At 45.0% G+C, this 15,029-nt stretch carries 13 protein-coding genes; 4 read left to right on the forward strand and 9 right to left on the reverse strand.

Annotated features, from left to right (window positions below):
- Nucleotides 1-258 precede the first annotated feature (258 nt).
- From EDD70_RS01005 to kdpF, 6 genes are read right to left on the reverse strand one after another with little or no spacing between them, the layout of a single operon-like run.
- Nucleotides 259-957 carry a response regulator gene (locus tag EDD70_RS01005; RefSeq protein WP_092753885.1) on the reverse strand — a complete coding sequence of 233 codons (699 nt, stop codon included), beginning with the start codon at nucleotides 955-957 and terminating at the stop codon, nucleotides 259-261.
- Nucleotides 954-3,653, reverse strand: coding sequence for a sensor histidine kinase (locus tag EDD70_RS01010; protein ID WP_092753883.1), 2,700 nt, complete (start codon nucleotides 3,651-3,653; stop codon nucleotides 954-956). Before EDD70_RS01010 ends, EDD70_RS01005 begins: the two co-directional genes overlap by 4 nt.
- 45 nt (nucleotides 3,654-3,698) lie before the next feature.
- The gene (kdpC, locus tag EDD70_RS01015; protein ID WP_092753881.1) at nucleotides 3,699-4,259 is read right to left on the reverse strand and encodes a potassium-transporting ATPase subunit KdpC; all 561 of its coding nucleotides are present in this window, start codon (nucleotides 4,257-4,259) and stop codon (nucleotides 3,699-3,701) included.
- A gap of 11 nt (nucleotides 4,260-4,270) precedes the next feature.
- Complete coding sequence (gene kdpB, locus EDD70_RS01020) at nucleotides 4,271-6,334, reverse strand: potassium-transporting ATPase subunit KdpB (RefSeq protein WP_242943141.1); 2,064 nt, start codon at nucleotides 6,332-6,334, stop codon at nucleotides 4,271-4,273.
- 10 nt (nucleotides 6,335-6,344) lie between these two features.
- Nucleotides 6,345-8,030 (reverse strand): potassium-transporting ATPase subunit KdpA, encoded by a 1,686-nt coding sequence (gene kdpA / locus EDD70_RS01025; protein ID WP_092753877.1) that lies wholly within the window; start codon nucleotides 8,028-8,030, stop codon nucleotides 6,345-6,347.
- Nucleotides 8,027-8,116, reverse strand: coding sequence for a K(+)-transporting ATPase subunit F (kdpF, locus tag EDD70_RS15310; protein WP_092753875.1), 90 nt, complete (start codon nucleotides 8,114-8,116; stop codon nucleotides 8,027-8,029). Before kdpF ends, kdpA begins: the two co-directional genes overlap by 4 nt.
- A gap of 236 nt (nucleotides 8,117-8,352) precedes the next feature.
- Between kdpF and EDD70_RS01035 the strand changes: the two genes are divergently transcribed.
- Nucleotides 8,353-8,781, forward strand: a complete 429-nt coding sequence (locus tag EDD70_RS01035) for a CBS domain-containing protein (protein WP_092753873.1) — start codon at nucleotides 8,353-8,355, stop codon at nucleotides 8,779-8,781.
- A 99-nt stretch (nucleotides 8,782-8,880) separates the two neighbouring features.
- Here the strand turns inward: EDD70_RS01035 and EDD70_RS01040 are convergent, their stop codons facing one another.
- Complete coding sequence (locus EDD70_RS01040) at nucleotides 8,881-9,795, reverse strand: 4Fe-4S binding protein (RefSeq protein ID WP_092753871.1); 915 nt, start codon at nucleotides 9,793-9,795, stop codon at nucleotides 8,881-8,883.
- A gap of 84 nt (nucleotides 9,796-9,879) precedes the next feature.
- Between EDD70_RS01040 and EDD70_RS01045 the strand changes: the two genes are divergently transcribed.
- Entirely contained in the window at nucleotides 9,880-10,752 is an 873-nt protein-coding gene (locus EDD70_RS01045) for a LysR family transcriptional regulator (RefSeq protein ID WP_092753869.1), read from the forward strand.
- 136 nt (nucleotides 10,753-10,888) lie between these two features.
- Here the strand turns inward: EDD70_RS01045 and EDD70_RS01050 are convergent, their stop codons facing one another.
- On the reverse strand, nucleotides 10,889-12,265 hold the full coding sequence (locus tag EDD70_RS01050) for an MATE family efflux transporter (RefSeq protein ID WP_242943111.1): 1,377 nt from the start codon (nucleotides 12,263-12,265) through the stop codon (nucleotides 10,889-10,891).
- Nucleotides 12,266-12,472: 207 nt separating this feature from the next.
- On the opposite strand from EDD70_RS01050, the gene alr reads away from it, so the two are divergent.
- Nucleotides 12,473-13,657 (forward strand): alanine racemase, encoded by a 1,185-nt coding sequence (alr, locus tag EDD70_RS01055; RefSeq protein WP_092753867.1) that lies wholly within the window; start codon nucleotides 12,473-12,475, stop codon nucleotides 13,655-13,657.
- A 32-nt stretch (nucleotides 13,658-13,689) separates the two neighbouring features.
- Complete coding sequence (locus EDD70_RS01060; protein ID WP_092753865.1) at nucleotides 13,690-14,358, forward strand: DUF4190 domain-containing protein; 669 nt, start codon at nucleotides 13,690-13,692, stop codon at nucleotides 14,356-14,358.
- A gap of 43 nt (nucleotides 14,359-14,401) precedes the next feature.
- Here EDD70_RS01060 and EDD70_RS01065 read toward each other — a convergent pair whose 3' ends face one another.
- Nucleotides 14,402-14,992 (reverse strand): ECF transporter S component, encoded by a 591-nt coding sequence (locus EDD70_RS01065; RefSeq protein ID WP_242943110.1) that lies wholly within the window; start codon nucleotides 14,990-14,992, stop codon nucleotides 14,402-14,404.
- Nucleotides 14,993-15,029: the final 37 nt, after the last annotated feature.

A 15,029-nucleotide genomic window follows, 5' to 3' on the forward strand; every position in this document is an offset into this window, starting at 1 on the left:
TCTATGTTAGCATTATACAATAAAATTCCACATATTTCTATAAAAGGATGGAAAATGTATTTTGAATGCCTATGATTTTGTCATGTAAAATATGAGATATATTCTAGGATATGTGTTGCGCTTGTAAAACAAAAGGATAGGCAATGCCGTTTAGCACTGCCTATCCTTTTGCATCAACTGTTTATTACTGTTCATTCGGCAAAACCTGAAACTTACAATCAACGCTGATTTCCAGCGTATGTTCAGAGGCTTTACAATTTAAATTTCCTCTACCATGCGGTACCCCACGCCCATTTCGGTTAAAATGTAAATGGGCTCCCCGGGGTTATTTTCAATTTTTCTGCGGATATTTGCCATATTCACACGGAGCGCATGGCTTTCGTTGGTGTATGGCCCCCACACCTCTCGGATAATAAAATCATGAGTCAGCACTTTACCGCGGTTTTTGGATAACAATACGATGATTTTGTATTCTATCGGCGTAAGGTGAATTCTTTCTCCCGCAACGGATACAATGCGCTTATCATAGTCAATTTCAAGTTCGCCAATCTTTATACTATTGTTATCCAATCTGCCGTCCACATCTTTGGGGCTGTGGCGTATGGCGGTACGTATGCGTGCAAGCAATTCGGATGTTCCGAACGGCTTGACAATATAATCATCCGCTCCCAAATCGAGAGCCTCAACTTTTTCGCGCTCGTGGCCGCGGGCAGAGACCACCACTACGGGTATTTTCGACCATTGACGAATGTTTTTTAGCACCTCAATACCATCCAGGTCGGGCAACCCCAAATCCAACAGGATGGCATCGGGAACATGAGACGTAGTCATAGCAATGGCTTCTTTGCCTTTTGCTGTTTTAACAACGCTGTAGTTGTTCGAGGTGAGAACCGCTGAAATAAAGTTGCAGATGGTTTCATCATCTTCAACTACCAAAACCAAAGGCTTTAGGCTCATAATTCATCACTCTTTTCCAAAGGCAGTGTAAACTGAAATATGGCTCCGCCTTCTTTTCGATTTTCGGCTTCCATTTTACCGCTGTGCGCTTTTATAATTGACATACAAATAGAAAGCCCAATTCCCATCCCTCTGGACGAATCGGGAGATTTGGTGCTGTTTGGCATATAGCTTTCAAATAAATATGGGAAGTCTTCTTTTGAAATTCCGCTGCCCTCGTCTAAAACTTCAAATATTGCATATGCTCCGTTTTTTTTGAGGTAAACCTCAATCAGCGATTCATTCGGCGAATGCTTGATGGCATTTTCAAGCAAGTTGATGAGTACCTGCGCAATCAATGTACCATCCACTGGTACCATCAGCAATTCGTCTGGCACTTGTACGGATATTCTGCGCTGCGGAAACCTGCTTCGTATCCGTGTAACTGCTTCTGCGATAATTTCTTCGGCAGCTTCGGGTACTTTTGCAACATTCATAGTTCCCTCGTTGATGCGGGTTACAGAAAGGAGATTTTCCACAATGCGTATAAGCCACTGCGAATCTTCTTTAATATTCGAAATCAGTTTGTTGCGGGTTGGCTTATCCAAATAATCATCATTTTCTAAAATTGCAGAGCTGGCACCTAAAATGCCGGTGAGCGGGGTGCGTAGGTCGTGAGAAATGGCGCGCAGCAGGTTGCTCCGCATCTTTTCTTTTTCCGATTCCACCAAAATGCTGCGCTGTTCGTCCGACAGGCGCTGGCGCTCCAGTGCCATTGCCACCTGTGAACCAATCATACGCAAAAACAGGCGGTTGTTGTGGTTTAAAATGCCTTTTGAACAGGATATACCCATGACGGCGAGAACTCTGCCCTGTGCAATAATCGGCATATAAAATGCACCTGCGCCCATCAAGGTGTCTGTGCCGGCACCCGCACGTTTTTGATTGATAAACACCCAATGCGCAACGGCTTTTTCATCTTCTGTCAGCAGAAAAGACGCATCTTCATCCTCTGGTGCTTGTGCAAAATTCCCTGCCGGCCCTTGTTCAGGGTCGGCGGTATAAAATACCACAGAACGCCCAAACAAGTTAACAATATAGTCATTTGCCAGCGCAACAATTTTTTCAAGCCCTCTTGTGGCAAGAAGCTTTTTATTAATTTCGTAAAGCACGTCGGTACGCCGTTCGCGTTCTACAGCAAGTTTTGCCTGCGTTTTTACACGCACTGTCAAGGCACTGGTAATCAGTGCAACCAGCAGCATAATCACAAATGTAATGGGGTAACCCGCCTGTATGGCGTTGAACGTGAAATAGGGTTCTGTAAAAAAGAAGTTGAATGTTAGTACGCTGATTACCGATGCAATAATACCATACGCATACCCTACGGTTGCCCTTGAAATCACCAAAACGCATAAGATATAAACCATAATCATATTTTGGTCGCCTATATCGAATACACGAAGTGCCAGTGACAACAGCGTAGTTGCAATCAGCATGCTAATTGTTTTTATGGTATCCTGCCAAGAAAAACAAAAGTTAAATTTTTGTTCTGCTTTTCTGGGTTTCCGATATGGGCGGCGCCCAACATTGCCCGGGATGATGTGAACTTCGATATTCGGCAACAGAGAAATTAGTTTATCTTCAAAGTCGACTTCAAACAAACTTTTGATTGTCTTCATCTTTCTGCTTTTGCCTATAACGATGTTGGTGATACCCGAAAGCTTTGCATATTCGGCAACTACGGCGGCAATATCATGTCCGTTCAGGGTAACAAGGTCTGCACCAAGCTTTACAGCCAAATCCATATTAGCGCGTATAGATTTTTGCTGTTCTTCGGTGAGACATTCGCTTTCCATATTTTCAACGAATACAGCTGTCCACGGTGCGTGGAAAGCATCGGCGGCTCTGGCTGTCCACCGAATGCATTTTGCGGTGGAAGGGGATGGCCCGATACAAACCAAAAGTTTGGTATTTGCCATTTTGTCTGAAAATTTGCGCTCGTTTTGGTTTTTGAAACTGATACGGTCGGTTGCTTTACGCATGGCAATTTCTCGCAGCAGCCTTAAGTTTTCATGCGTAAAAAAATTAGACATTGCTGTTTTTGCCCGCTCGGGGCGATAGATTTTACCCTCTGTAAAGCGGTGCAGCAGCTCATCCGGTTCAATATCAATCAGTTTGATATTATCAGCGCGGTCAAAGATATAATCGGGTATAGTTTCTTGCACGCGGATTTTTGTAATATCCTCCACAACATCGTTGAGGCTTTCGATATGCTGTACATTGATTGTGGTATACACATCGATGCCTGCGTTAAGCAATTCTTCAATATCCTGGTAGCGTTTGCGATTGCGTACGCCAACCGCATTGGTATGCGCAAGCTCATCGACCAAAACCAATTGCGGCTTGCGTCTGAGCACTTCATCCAGATCAAATTCTTTTAGTTCAATGTTGCGGTATAATACCGTCTGCGGCTTTAGCACCGGCAAACCTTGCAGCAGCTGCATGGTTTCGGGCCGTGTGTGCGGTTCGATATATCCCACTAAAACGTCTACGCCGCATTTCAGTTGCTCGTGGGCATCGTCCAGCATAGCATAGGTTTTGCCTACGCCTGCCGCATACCCAAAAAATATTTTCAGCCGGCCCTGTTTGCTGTCCTCTTTCTCATGCAGAGATTCGAGAATGCTATCCGGGTCGGGGCGATTATCAAAGTTGTCCACCGATTCATCACCACCTTTTTACATATCATATAGCACAACAGCTGTTTATAGCAAGCCGTCCAGCGCTAAATTTACTTGCAGCACATTGACGGCGGGCTCACCGATAAAACCAAGGAATCGCCCCGTTGTATATTTTTGAATGATGTTTCGTACCTCATCTTGGGGTATTCCTCTGGTCTGTGCAATTCTGTTCACTTGATATTCCGCTGCTTCAGGCGAGATATGCGGGTCTGCACCGCTGCCCGAGGCAGTAACCAAATCCATTGGGATATCTGCCGTGTTTTGAGGGTTAAAGGCTTTCCACCACTCGATGCGCTTTTGTACAAGTTGTTTCTGCTCTTCGCTTACGGGGGAGAGGTTGCTGACGCCTGATGGCCTGCCGATGAGATATTCCGGCTTTGTAAACTCCTGTGCAATCAAAGCAGAGCCGTATTCTTTTTGGGTGCCGTCTTTTAAAAGTACGGTTATTATACTGCCGTTTGCCTGTTTTGGGAATAACAGCTGCGAAATACCGGTTACTGCTGCGGTATAAAGTACGCCGCAGAGAACCGTCATAACTGCAAAGCACATCAGAGCGGGACGGATTAATTTTATAGTTTTTTTCATAGTTGTTCGCCTCACACAAGACCGCATGCGGTCAAAATCATATCAATTAATTTGATGGCTGCAAAGGGTGCTGCCAAGCCGCCCAAACCGTAGATAAGCAAGTTTCTTTCCAGTAGTTTGCCGGCAGGCAGTTCGCGGTATTTTACACCTTTCAGTGCCAACGGAATCAATGCAATAATAATCAAGGCATTGTAAATAATTGCGGATAAGATAGCACTTTTTGAACTGGTTAGCCCCATGATATTCAGTGCGGTAAGCTGGGGGAAGATGCCGAAAAACAGCACAGGAATGATAGCAAAATACTTTGCTACGTCGTTTGCTACACTAAATGTTGTAAGTGAGCCCCTTGTCATTAGCAGCTGCTTGCCGATTCTTACAATGTCGATGAGTTTTGTAGGGCTGGAGTCCAAATCCACCATATTGCCGGCCTCTTTGGCTGCCTGTGTACCTGTATTCATCGCAACAGCAACATCTGCCTGAGCCAAAGCGGGCGCATCGTTGGTGCCGTCGCCCGTCATAGCAACCAGATGCCCTTTTGTTTGGTAATCGCGGATTAGTGCCAGTTTTGCCTCGGGGGTTGCTTCGGCTAAAAAGTCATCCACACCGGCTTCTGCTGCAATGGCAGCAGCGGTCATCGGGTTATCACCGGTAATCATAATGGTTTTAATGCCCATTTTACGCAAATCTTCAAACCGCTCTTTTACGCCGTTTTTTACAATATCTTTTAGGTTGATTACCCCCAGCACCTGTTGGTTTTTTGCCACCACAAGCGGTGTGCCGCCTGCTGCGGCTACATGCTTAACAATACGGTCGCATTCATCCGGATAATCGCCGTTTCGTTGTAAAACATATTGCTTTACGGTATCTGCCGCACCTTTTCTTATTTCGTTGCCTTGAAAATCGATGCCGCTCATACGGGTTTTTGCCGTAAACTCCACAAACGTTGCTTGAAGTTTTGACATATCGCGCCCGCGTATACCAAATTTCTCTTTCGCCAAGATAACAATGCTGCGCCCTTCGGCGGTTTCATCTGCAATGGACGAAAGCTGGGCAGCATCGGCAAGCTCTTGTTCCGTTACCCCGTTTACAGGCAAAAACTCACTTGCTTGGCGGTTGCCTAAGGTGATTGTTCCCGTTTTATCGAGTAAAAGAACATCTACATCGCCTGCGGCTTCAATCGCGCGCCCGCTCATTGCAAGCACGTTGGCTTGGTTGAGGCGGCTCATGCCTGCAATGCCGATGGATGAAAGCAACGCACCAATGGTGGTAGGTGCCAAACAAACCAAAAGTGCAATGACATTGGTGACCGAAATAGCGGCCCCTGAGCCTGCCTGCTTGCTTACAAAACTGGTAAAGGGCAGCAAAGTAGCTGTAACAACAAGAAAAATAATTGTTAGCGTTACCAGTAGAATTTGCAGGGCAACTTCGTTAGGGGTTTTCTTTCTGGATGCGCCCTCTACCATGGCAATCATTTTATCCAAAAAGCTTTCTCCTGCTTCTGCGGTTACCGCTATAATCAACCAGTCGGATACCAAAGTGGTTCCGCCCGTAACAGCGCTGCGGTCGCCGCCCGATTCGCGGATGACAGGGGCGGATTCGCCTGTAATCGCGCTCTCATCCACCGAGGCGGCACCGTCAATTACTTCGCCGTCCATAGGGATTTGTTCCCCCGCTTTTACAATGACGATATCGCCTTTTTTCAGTGTGTTAGACAATACCTCGGTGTAGTCATCGGGGTTGGCGGGTGATTTTAACTTTTTTGCTTTTACGTCTTTTCTGGCACTGCGCAGGCTCTGTGCCTGTGCCCGCCCGCGCCCCTCTGCAATTGCCTCGGCAAAGTTTGCAAACAATACTGTAAACCATAAAATCAATGCGATCGTCAGAATATATCCGCTGCTTTCGTCCTTAATACCCACAAAAGATAAAAAATAAAGTATCGTTGTGAACACAGCACCAATATATACCACCAGCATAACAGGATTTTTAACCTGTATGCGTGGGTCAAGCTTTACAAAAGACTGGCGTATCGCATCTGCAAAAATGCCACCATTTACGCTTTTTTCTTTCATTTTTATAACCTCATTTTCATCGTGTAGTAAAGTAATCGGCAATCGGCCCCAGCGCAAGCGCAGGTAAAAAGCTTAGTGCCGCAATGATGATGATAACACCAATTAGCAGCCCCGCAAATGTGGCATTGCTGGTAGACAATGTTCCCTCACCAGCGGCAACGGATTTTTTTTGTGCCATGTTACCTGCCAAATAAACAGCCGCACCCATAGGGATAAAACGTGCGAGCAGCATGATAATCCCTCCCGTAACATTGGTGAATACGGTGTTTGCTTGAAAACCGGCAAAAGCACTGCCGTTGTTGTTGCCCATGGACGAGAATGCGTAAAGTATCTCTGAAAAGCCATGTGCGCCCGAATTATTAAGCCATGTTTCGGCAGCGGGCATAATAACCGCGGCGGCGGTACCCAGAAGGGTAAGCAGGGGAGGCGTAAGCACAATAAGACAAACCATCTTCATATCGTAAGGCTCTACCTTTTTGCCCAGATATTCGGGTGTACGCCCAACCATCAACCCCGCAATAAATACGGTCAGCAGTACAAATGCAAGCATACCGTACAAGCCGCTGCCCACTCCGCCAAATACAATTTCGCCCAACTGCATTAAAAACATCGGCATCATTCCGCCCAAAGGGGTGAAACTGTCGTGCATAGAGTTAACCGAGCCGTTGGATACAGCGGTGGTAGCGGTTGCCCAAAGCGACGATGCCCCCACACCGTGTATAATCTCTTTGCCCTCCATGCTGCCCGAAGCAGCTGCCCCCTGAAATATGGGTGCGGCAAATTGTTCACTGACAGTGGTTACAGAAAGTGCTGCAATAAACAAAATCAGCATTACCGCATAAAGCACCCTGCCTTGTTTGCTGTTTTTTACTGCTTTGCCAAAGGTGACGCAAAGTGCAGCGGGGATAAGAATAAGGCATAACGATTCAATTAAATTTGAAAATGCCGTTGGGTTTTCGAAAGGAAACGCAGAGTTTGCACCAAAAAAGCCACCGCCGTTTGTGCCAAGTTGCTTGATAGCGATTTGGCTTGCTGCAGGGCCCAACGGCACGGTTTGCACCGCACCGCTTTCCAGCACCGCAACCTCTTTGTAGGGGATAAATGTTTGCACAACGCCCTGTGAGGCAATCAGCAGTGCTGTTATAAACGAAAGCGGAATCAAAACATAAAGTGTTGTTTTGGTAAGGTCTACCCAAAAATTGCCGATGGTTGTGCTTTTTTTAAGAACAAACCCTCTCATCAGGGCAAATAAAACGGCAATACCCGTTGCAGCCGAAACAAAATTTTGTACAGTAAGCCCTAAAAACTGCGTTAGATACGACATAGCTGATTCGCCCGCGTATGCCTGCCAGTTTGTGTTGGATACAAAGCTTGCAGAAGTGTTAAAGGCTAAGTGCCAGCTTGTGCCCTCGATTGCTTGGGGGTTAAATGGCAGAAAACCATGAAGCATTTGCAGCAGCCAAATAAATACAAACCCCACAGCACTGAACAAAAGAACAGATAAAGTATATTTTTTTGCATTCATTTCTTCATTGCTTTGAATCCCCATTAGTTTATAGATACCGTTTTCAACGGGTGCAAGCAGGCGTGTTAAAAATACTTTTTGCCCGTTCATTATTTTGTAAATATAGTTTCCCAAAGGGACGGACAGCCCAACCAAAAGTACAATGTAAAATAAATCTTGAAGGATGATAATGCTCATAAATCTTCACCTCGAAACAAAACGTAAAATAAATAGATTAATAAAGCCAGGGCGATTAAGCCCGATAGCGCCAAAACAATTCCCATTTTTCGTCAGCTCCTGTAACTGTATATTTTTATGCCATTTATAAATGAGTATAAAGGGGTTTTCGGCTTCTGCGACGTTTGTTCTTTCATAAACCATCATAGCAGAATCAATGGCAAGGCAGTGTCAAGAAAAAATCTTAAATATCAAGAACTTGTTAAGATATGAAAATATTGTTTTACCCTGGGAAGAGGATAATACGAAATGAAATGGAAAACCTATTCTTGAGGTGAATGGAATGAAAGTAAGAGAGATTATGTCGAAAGATATAGCCTGCGTCAATGCAAATGATACGATTGAAAGAGCAGCCCAAATGATGAAACAATACGATGTGGGTTCTGTGCCGGTATGTAGCGAAAATAAGGTAATCGGTATTGTTACCGACCGAGACATTACGCTGCGGTCTACAGCACTTGGTATCAACTCAAAAAACCAAAAAGTTAGCGAAGTGATGAGCAGCAACCCTGTAGTTGGCACCCCCGAAATGGATGTGCATGATGTTGCCAGAATTATGGGCGAAAAGCAGATACGCCGCTTGCCGATCGTTGAAAACAACAGCTTAGTGGGTATGGTTGCGTTGGGCGATATTTCTGTAGCACCCAATCTTCAGGATAATGCAGAAGAAGCACTCAAAAACATTTCGCAATGCAACGGCGCGCAAATGTAATATTACAACAGGTAAATTTAATAAAAGTGCAGTTTACTTTTTTCATCTATAATAAAAACAGGCGGTACAATTTTGTACCGCCTGTTTATGTATGTTTGGTTATTTTATTTTTAGAATTTCGTTTTTCTGTATCATTAATTCATCGGATAATAAAATCTTTACGGCTTCTTCCATACCCATTCGCTCAATGGTAGTGCCAAACCGTTCGCCCATAATACCCCTGCTTTTATAAAATAAAATTGCTTTTTCGGTCATGTTCAGTACCTCATCTGTTGAAAATAGCTTATTTAATGGGGTGCCAATGCGAATTTGTTTGCCCCAACGCCCGCCGATATAAACTTTGTACATGGTTTCATTCTGGCTAACTGCGTTGAATGGGCATTTTTTTTGGCATCTTCCGCAGTTGTTGCAAACATTGCGGTCAATCGCAATCACATCGTCGGTAAGTTCAGCAGCGTGCATAGGGCATGCCTCAGCAACCAGGCATTTTTTGCAATGTCTGCACAGCTCTGCCTGTATCTTGGGTACGCGTTGGCCAACAATCCCAAGGTCGTTTAAATCCGGCTTAATGCAGTTGTTGGGGCAGCCCCCCACCCCAATTTTAAATTTGTGCGGCAGGGCTACATCCCTGTACCCTTCGTAAAAACGCATATGAATTTCTTTTGCCAACGCTTGCGTATCGTACAAGCCAAAAACACAGGTGGTGCCTTTGCAAGAAACAATGGGGCGCACTTTGGCACCGGTGCCGCCCGTTACCATATTTTCTTGAGCAATATAATCTTGAAAGTTCTCGATATTCGAATAATCTATTCCGGGCAATTCTACTGTCAGGCGAGAGGTAAACGCTACTGTTCCGTTGCCGAATTTTTCTGCCGCCTCGCTTAAATTTTTTAATTGTTTTGCATTTAATACACCGTTTTCGGTAATCACTCTGCCGGAGAATTGCTCGGTGTTTCGGTTTAGTAAAAAACCCATTCCTTTTACGCGCTTCATATCTTGAGGGTTGATTGCCATTTTATATTTCCTCCATCTATTTAAATTTTTAATAATAAGGTTGTATTATAATAGTAAAATACCTATAACAAAGGTTGTGAAAATATGACAATCCGCCATATGCAGATTTTTATTGCAGTTGCAAAATATAATAACATGAGCGTAGCAGCCAAAAAGCTATACATATCGCAGCCAACCGTAAGCCAGGTGATTGCCGAAATTGAAGAGAATTACGGTATAAAATTGTTTGAACGCCTTGCCAAAAAGCTTTACATCACCGATGCAGGCAAGCAGCTGCTTGGGTATGCACGTAGCATGGTTGCTTTGTTTGATGAAATGCAGCACAGCATGAACGATGCGGCAGAGCAAAAAACCATAAAGGTGGGTGCCACCATTACCGTGGGGAGCTGTGTATTAACCGAGATTGTAAACCGTGTTGAAGCCAAGCAGCCCCGCATGGGTGTACAGGTGGTGATTGATAACACTGCTGTGATTGAACATATGATTTTAAACAGCGAACTGGATGTTGCGGTTGTGGAGGGTACCATCAAAAGCAAAGATATTATTGTAAAGCCCGCAATTAACGATGAATTGGTGCTTGTATGCGGCATCAACCATCCGTTTAACGGCAAAGACATGCTTTTGCTTAAGGACTTGGACGGGCAGCCTTTTGTTTTGCGCGAAAAAGGCAGCGGTACGCGCGAGCAGTTTGAAAAATGCCTTGAGAGCGCAGGCATAAACATTTATACCAAGTGGAGTTGCCACAGCTCGGATGCTGTTTTAAGCGCGGTTATGGGCGGGCAAGGGCTTACAGTGATTTCAAAGCTATTGGTAGATGAATTGGTTCATCAAGGCAAGCTGCATATCATACACCTGGAGGATGCACGATTTGACCGCACTTTTAATTTAATTTACCATAAGAATAAATTTTTGTCCCAAGCCATAAACTGTTTTATAGACGAGGTGATACACAACTGACGCAAACTGTTTTTATTATACGATGTTCGTCTGCAAGTGTAAAATAGTTTGTTTTGATAAGATGCATAGAGAAATGCCTATCATGTTTAAAACATGATAGGCATTCAGTATGTTTAAGAGTGAGGTGCTAATTGCATCATGCGAATTCAAGCTTGAGCCTGTTAAGATATTTTGTAAACACAATGTGTGTTACTACAACCGATATAAGATTGGAGATTGCCTCTGCTGCGTAGATACCCCATACTCCGGTGAAGATGGGCAAAATAAATGCAAGCGGCAAAAGCAACAGCACTTTGCGCAAAATACCAAAGAAAAACGAATAACGTGTGTTGCCCATAGCAATAAACGAGTTTTGATTGACCATCTGCATCCCCAAAACAAAAACGGTAGAGTACATCAGGCGCATAGTTACCACTGTCATGCGGATAAGTTCTTGGTCGGTTGTAAATGCCAAAGCAATGTACTTTGGTAAAAACACCATTGCAGCCCACATCACTACGGCACAGGTAATACTGCATATACGGGCATAGTGGATGGTTTGGCGGATACGCGGATAATTGCGCGCCCCCATGTTGTAGCTTATAATGGGTTGGGCACCCTGTACAATGCCTTTGAGCGGCATAAAAAAGATTTGCCCCACACTTGATAAAATTGCCATAGAGGCGATGTGCAGGTCGCCCGCTGTACCCCCGTACTGCCGCAGAAGACGGTTTAAGGCAATTACCACAATACTTTCGTTAATCAAAAAAGTAAACATAGATACACCCAATGCACAGCTGGATTTAACGATATTCCAATCAAGGCGCATATCGCGCAGGGTGATATTCAATTTGGATTTTTTGGAGCACAGGAACCCCACCACCCAGATTGCAGACACAAACTGCGAGATGACGGTTGCCACAGCGGCACCGACGATACCCATATCAAACACATAGATGAAAATAGGGTCGAGCACCACATTGAGCACCGCGCCAATTACTACAGTAGCCATGCCCATACCTGCGTAACCCTGCGCATTGATAAAAGAATTCAGCCCCAGTGCAAGCTGAACAAATACCGTGCCAACCAAATAAACCCCTAGGTAATCCGAGGCATACGGCAAGGTTGCTTCGCTTGCACCAAATGCCATGAGCATAGGGTCTTTCCAAATAATACACACCACCGTGAGTACCGCGCCGATGATCAGAAGCATCGAAAAGGCGTTGCCCAAATAAAGCTGCGCCTCTTTTTTATCGCCTGCACCTAGGCGGATGGAAGCAAGAGGCGCGCCGCCCATTCCAATCAGCGAGCTGAACGCGGTAATCATCATGATAATGGGGAAGGTAAGCCCAAGCCCGCTGAGAGCCGTTGTGCCTACACCCGGCATACGCCCGATGTACATACGGTCTACAATGCTGTATGCAGCGTTCACCAACTGTGCTACTGTGACCGGTATGGTAAGTCTTAGTAAAAGCGGAAGAATTTCAGCATGGGCGAGTTTCTCGCTCATATCGGTTTTATTATTGAGTTTCAATCACAGAGCCCCTTATTATTAAAATTTGTCCGCTCATTATCATAAACGATTCTTTACAAAAAATCAAATAGCATATTTGTTAAAGTAAATACATATTTGGACGAAAATAACTGTGGAGGTCAATGTGATGGCGATTTTTGATATTGATTGTTAACCTGCCAGGGCATATAATGAAAGAAATTGTTATTACAGAAAGCTGGTTTACCAATGATAGATTACCTGAAACGAAGCTGGGCAGAAGTGAACCTTGATGCCTTACAATACAATGTACAGCAAATTAAAAATATACTAGAGCCCAACTGCATGCTGCTTGGGGTGGTAAAGGCGGATGCTTACGGGCATGGCGCAACACAGGTTGCCCGCAAACTGGCAGAGTGCGGAGTTGACTGGTTTGGTGTTTCGAATATTGAAGAGGGGCTGGCTTTGCGCACGCATGGCTTTACGCAACCTATTTTAATTTTCGGTACAACCCCGCCCGAACTTGCCGAAACACTTGCAAAGCAGAACATTACACAAACCGTGTATGGTTTGGAGTATGCCAAAGCATTGCAGCAGCAGGCACATGCACAGGGCGTAACCGTTAACTGCCACATTAAAGTGGATACTGGTATGACTAGACTTGGTTTTTTGGCGGATGACAGCCATTTTGAAACTTCTTTGCAAGAAATTGAAGAGGTTGCGGGGTTTCACAACCTTACGTTGGGCGGCATCTTTACACATTTTGCAAGTGCAGATGATTACCTTGGTGATGCGGTGGAATACACCAAAGCACAGTTTGCACGCTTTACGCATATGGTTGATATTCTTCGGGAACATGGCGTAGAAGTACCCATTCGCCATTGTTGCAACAGTGCGGCTACACTCAGTTACCCCGAAATGCATCTGGATATGGTGCGCCCCGGTATTATTTTGTACGGATTAGACCCATCCGACCAGTGTGCAGGCAAAATCAGCTTAAAACCTGTTATGTCGCTGAAATCGGTTATCGCATCGGTTAAACGCATTGATGCAGGCACACAGGTGAGTTACGGCAGAATTTACACTGCAAAACAAGATGCGCTGATTGCGGTGGTGCCCATCGGTTATGCAGACGGTTACGGGCGAAATCTTTCCGGCAAGGCGCGGATGCTGGTAAACGGGCATTTTGCACCCGTAATCGGCAGAGTATGCATGGACCAGCTTATGGTGGATGTGACTGACTTGCCCGCTGTAAAGCGCGGCGACCCGGTAGTGATTTTCGGCGGACAAGGCGGCGAGTATCTTTCGGTTGACGAACTGGCAGAAAAATTAGGAACTGTCAATTACGAAATTACTTGCATGCTGTCAAAACGGATACCGCGCGTCTATGTACAGGACGGCAAAGAGGTGGAAGTAGTTCATTACATCATATAAGACAAGAGGAGAGGTTTGCAATTTCAAGATTTGTGACAGACTTTAAAGTGAATAAACCCGATGATTTTATTAAATTTGTTTCTGAGGACTTCTTCGCAAAAGAAGGCTTTGAACTTGACAAGTACAAGGGCAATGAAGTAGTGTGGCGAAAAGGCATGGGGTTGATGACAAGCCCGCAGTTTATGAAATTGGCTTATCAAAACGGCAATGTGCATTTAGAGGCATGGATGCCTAAATTTGCACTGCCCGGCATTTATTTTGGCGAAACAGGCATTACCGGTGCTTATGGATGGGCAGTGAAAAGTGCCCTTAAAAACAGAGTGGATACCTTAATCGGTTTGCTCAATCAAGATGTAAATATCCCCGGCTACAATGCTCCGGCTGTTCAGGGTGCGCAGGGGGGGCAGGCTGCTGCACAGGCAGTGCAAACTGCACCTGTTACCATACCCGTAGCGGTGCACGACCCAAAAGGCAAGGCGACTTTGTCTTTGGTCATGGGGCTTGTGGGTTTGGTTGCATGGCTGATCCCTTTAGCAGGGTTTATCTGCGGCATTGTTGGTATCACCAGCGGTGTTGTTGGCAGAAAATCAAGCAGTAAGGGCAAAGCAACTGCCGGTTTGGTGCTCAGCATTCTATCCATAGTGTTTACAGTGGGCAATTGGCTGCTTGGCATTTTGTTTGCAGCAGCAGGCATGTTGTAAAATGCAAATAAAAAGGAGATGGCTTTTGCCATCTCCTTTTTTGCTATGCTTCTTTGGGGCGCCATAACTTTTCATAAATGCCTGCTTTTGTAAGGGCTTCACGGAAGAGCGGTGCAAGTATTACCGCTACCACCACTGCAATAATGGCATTGGTGAGTGAAATACCGCCCTTGTAGGCTGCATCCACCATAACAGTTTGCCATGGGTTTCTCAAAAAGAAGAAACCACTGATGATGTTTTTGCTCGTATACAGTATGGTATACGAAATTGCACCCAAGATTGCCGCTACTGTATTGCGCTTGGTGTTTTTCGCCATTGCACCGTTGCCGTATGCAATGGTACCGCATACAAATGCCATTACAAATTTAAACACCAAGGTAAAGGGCGCAGAGGTTGCCCACTCGCTGAACAAATCAAAAAACATCGAGCCAAGCCCTGCCGCCAAGCCGCCACGTTTGCCGCCTAAAAGCAGACCGGACAATAGGCAGAAGACGTTGCCGAAATGAATCATCGCTTTACCGATTGGTGTGGGAATTGAAATTCGAAAATTGGTTACTACATAAACGATTGCCGCCATCAGTGCGATTGAAACAATATCATACACCGTAATTTTAGATTTACTGCTTGTATTCACTTGTGTACCCCCTCAATTATTCTGTAACATTATCTTA

Source organism: Hydrogenoanaerobacterium saccharovorans (assembly GCF_003814745.1).
Taxonomy (GTDB): Bacteria; Bacillota; Clostridia; order Oscillospirales; family Ruminococcaceae; genus Hydrogenoanaerobacterium; species Hydrogenoanaerobacterium saccharovorans.

What these genes read in the sequence shown, in the direction of transcription:
- EDD70_RS01005 (WP_092753885.1), bottom strand. Translation starts at nt 957, where the DNA reads ATGAGCCTAAAGCCTTTGGTTTTGGTAGTTGAAGATGATGAAACCATC.
- kdpA (WP_092753877.1), bottom strand. Translation starts at nt 8,030, where the DNA reads ATGAGCATTATCATCCTTCAAGATTTATTTTACATTGTACTTTTGGTT.
- kdpF (WP_092753875.1), bottom strand. Translation starts at nt 8,116, where the DNA reads ATGGGAATTGTTTTGGCGCTATCGGGCTTAATCGCCCTGGCTTTATTA.
- kdpC (WP_092753881.1), bottom strand. Translation starts at nt 4,259, where the DNA reads ATGAAAAAAACTATAAAATTAATCCGTCCCGCTCTGATGTGCTTTGCA.
- alr (WP_092753867.1), top strand. Translation starts at nt 12,473, where the DNA reads ATGATAGATTACCTGAAACGAAGCTGGGCAGAAGTGAACCTTGATGCC.
- EDD70_RS01045 (WP_092753869.1), top strand. Translation starts at nt 9,880, where the DNA reads ATGACAATCCGCCATATGCAGATTTTTATTGCAGTTGCAAAATATAAT.
- EDD70_RS01035 (WP_092753873.1), top strand. Translation starts at nt 8,353, where the DNA reads ATGAAAGTAAGAGAGATTATGTCGAAAGATATAGCCTGCGTCAATGCA.
- EDD70_RS01040 (WP_092753871.1), bottom strand. Translation starts at nt 9,795, where the DNA reads ATGGCAATCAACCCTCAAGATATGAAGCGCGTAAAAGGAATGGGTTTT.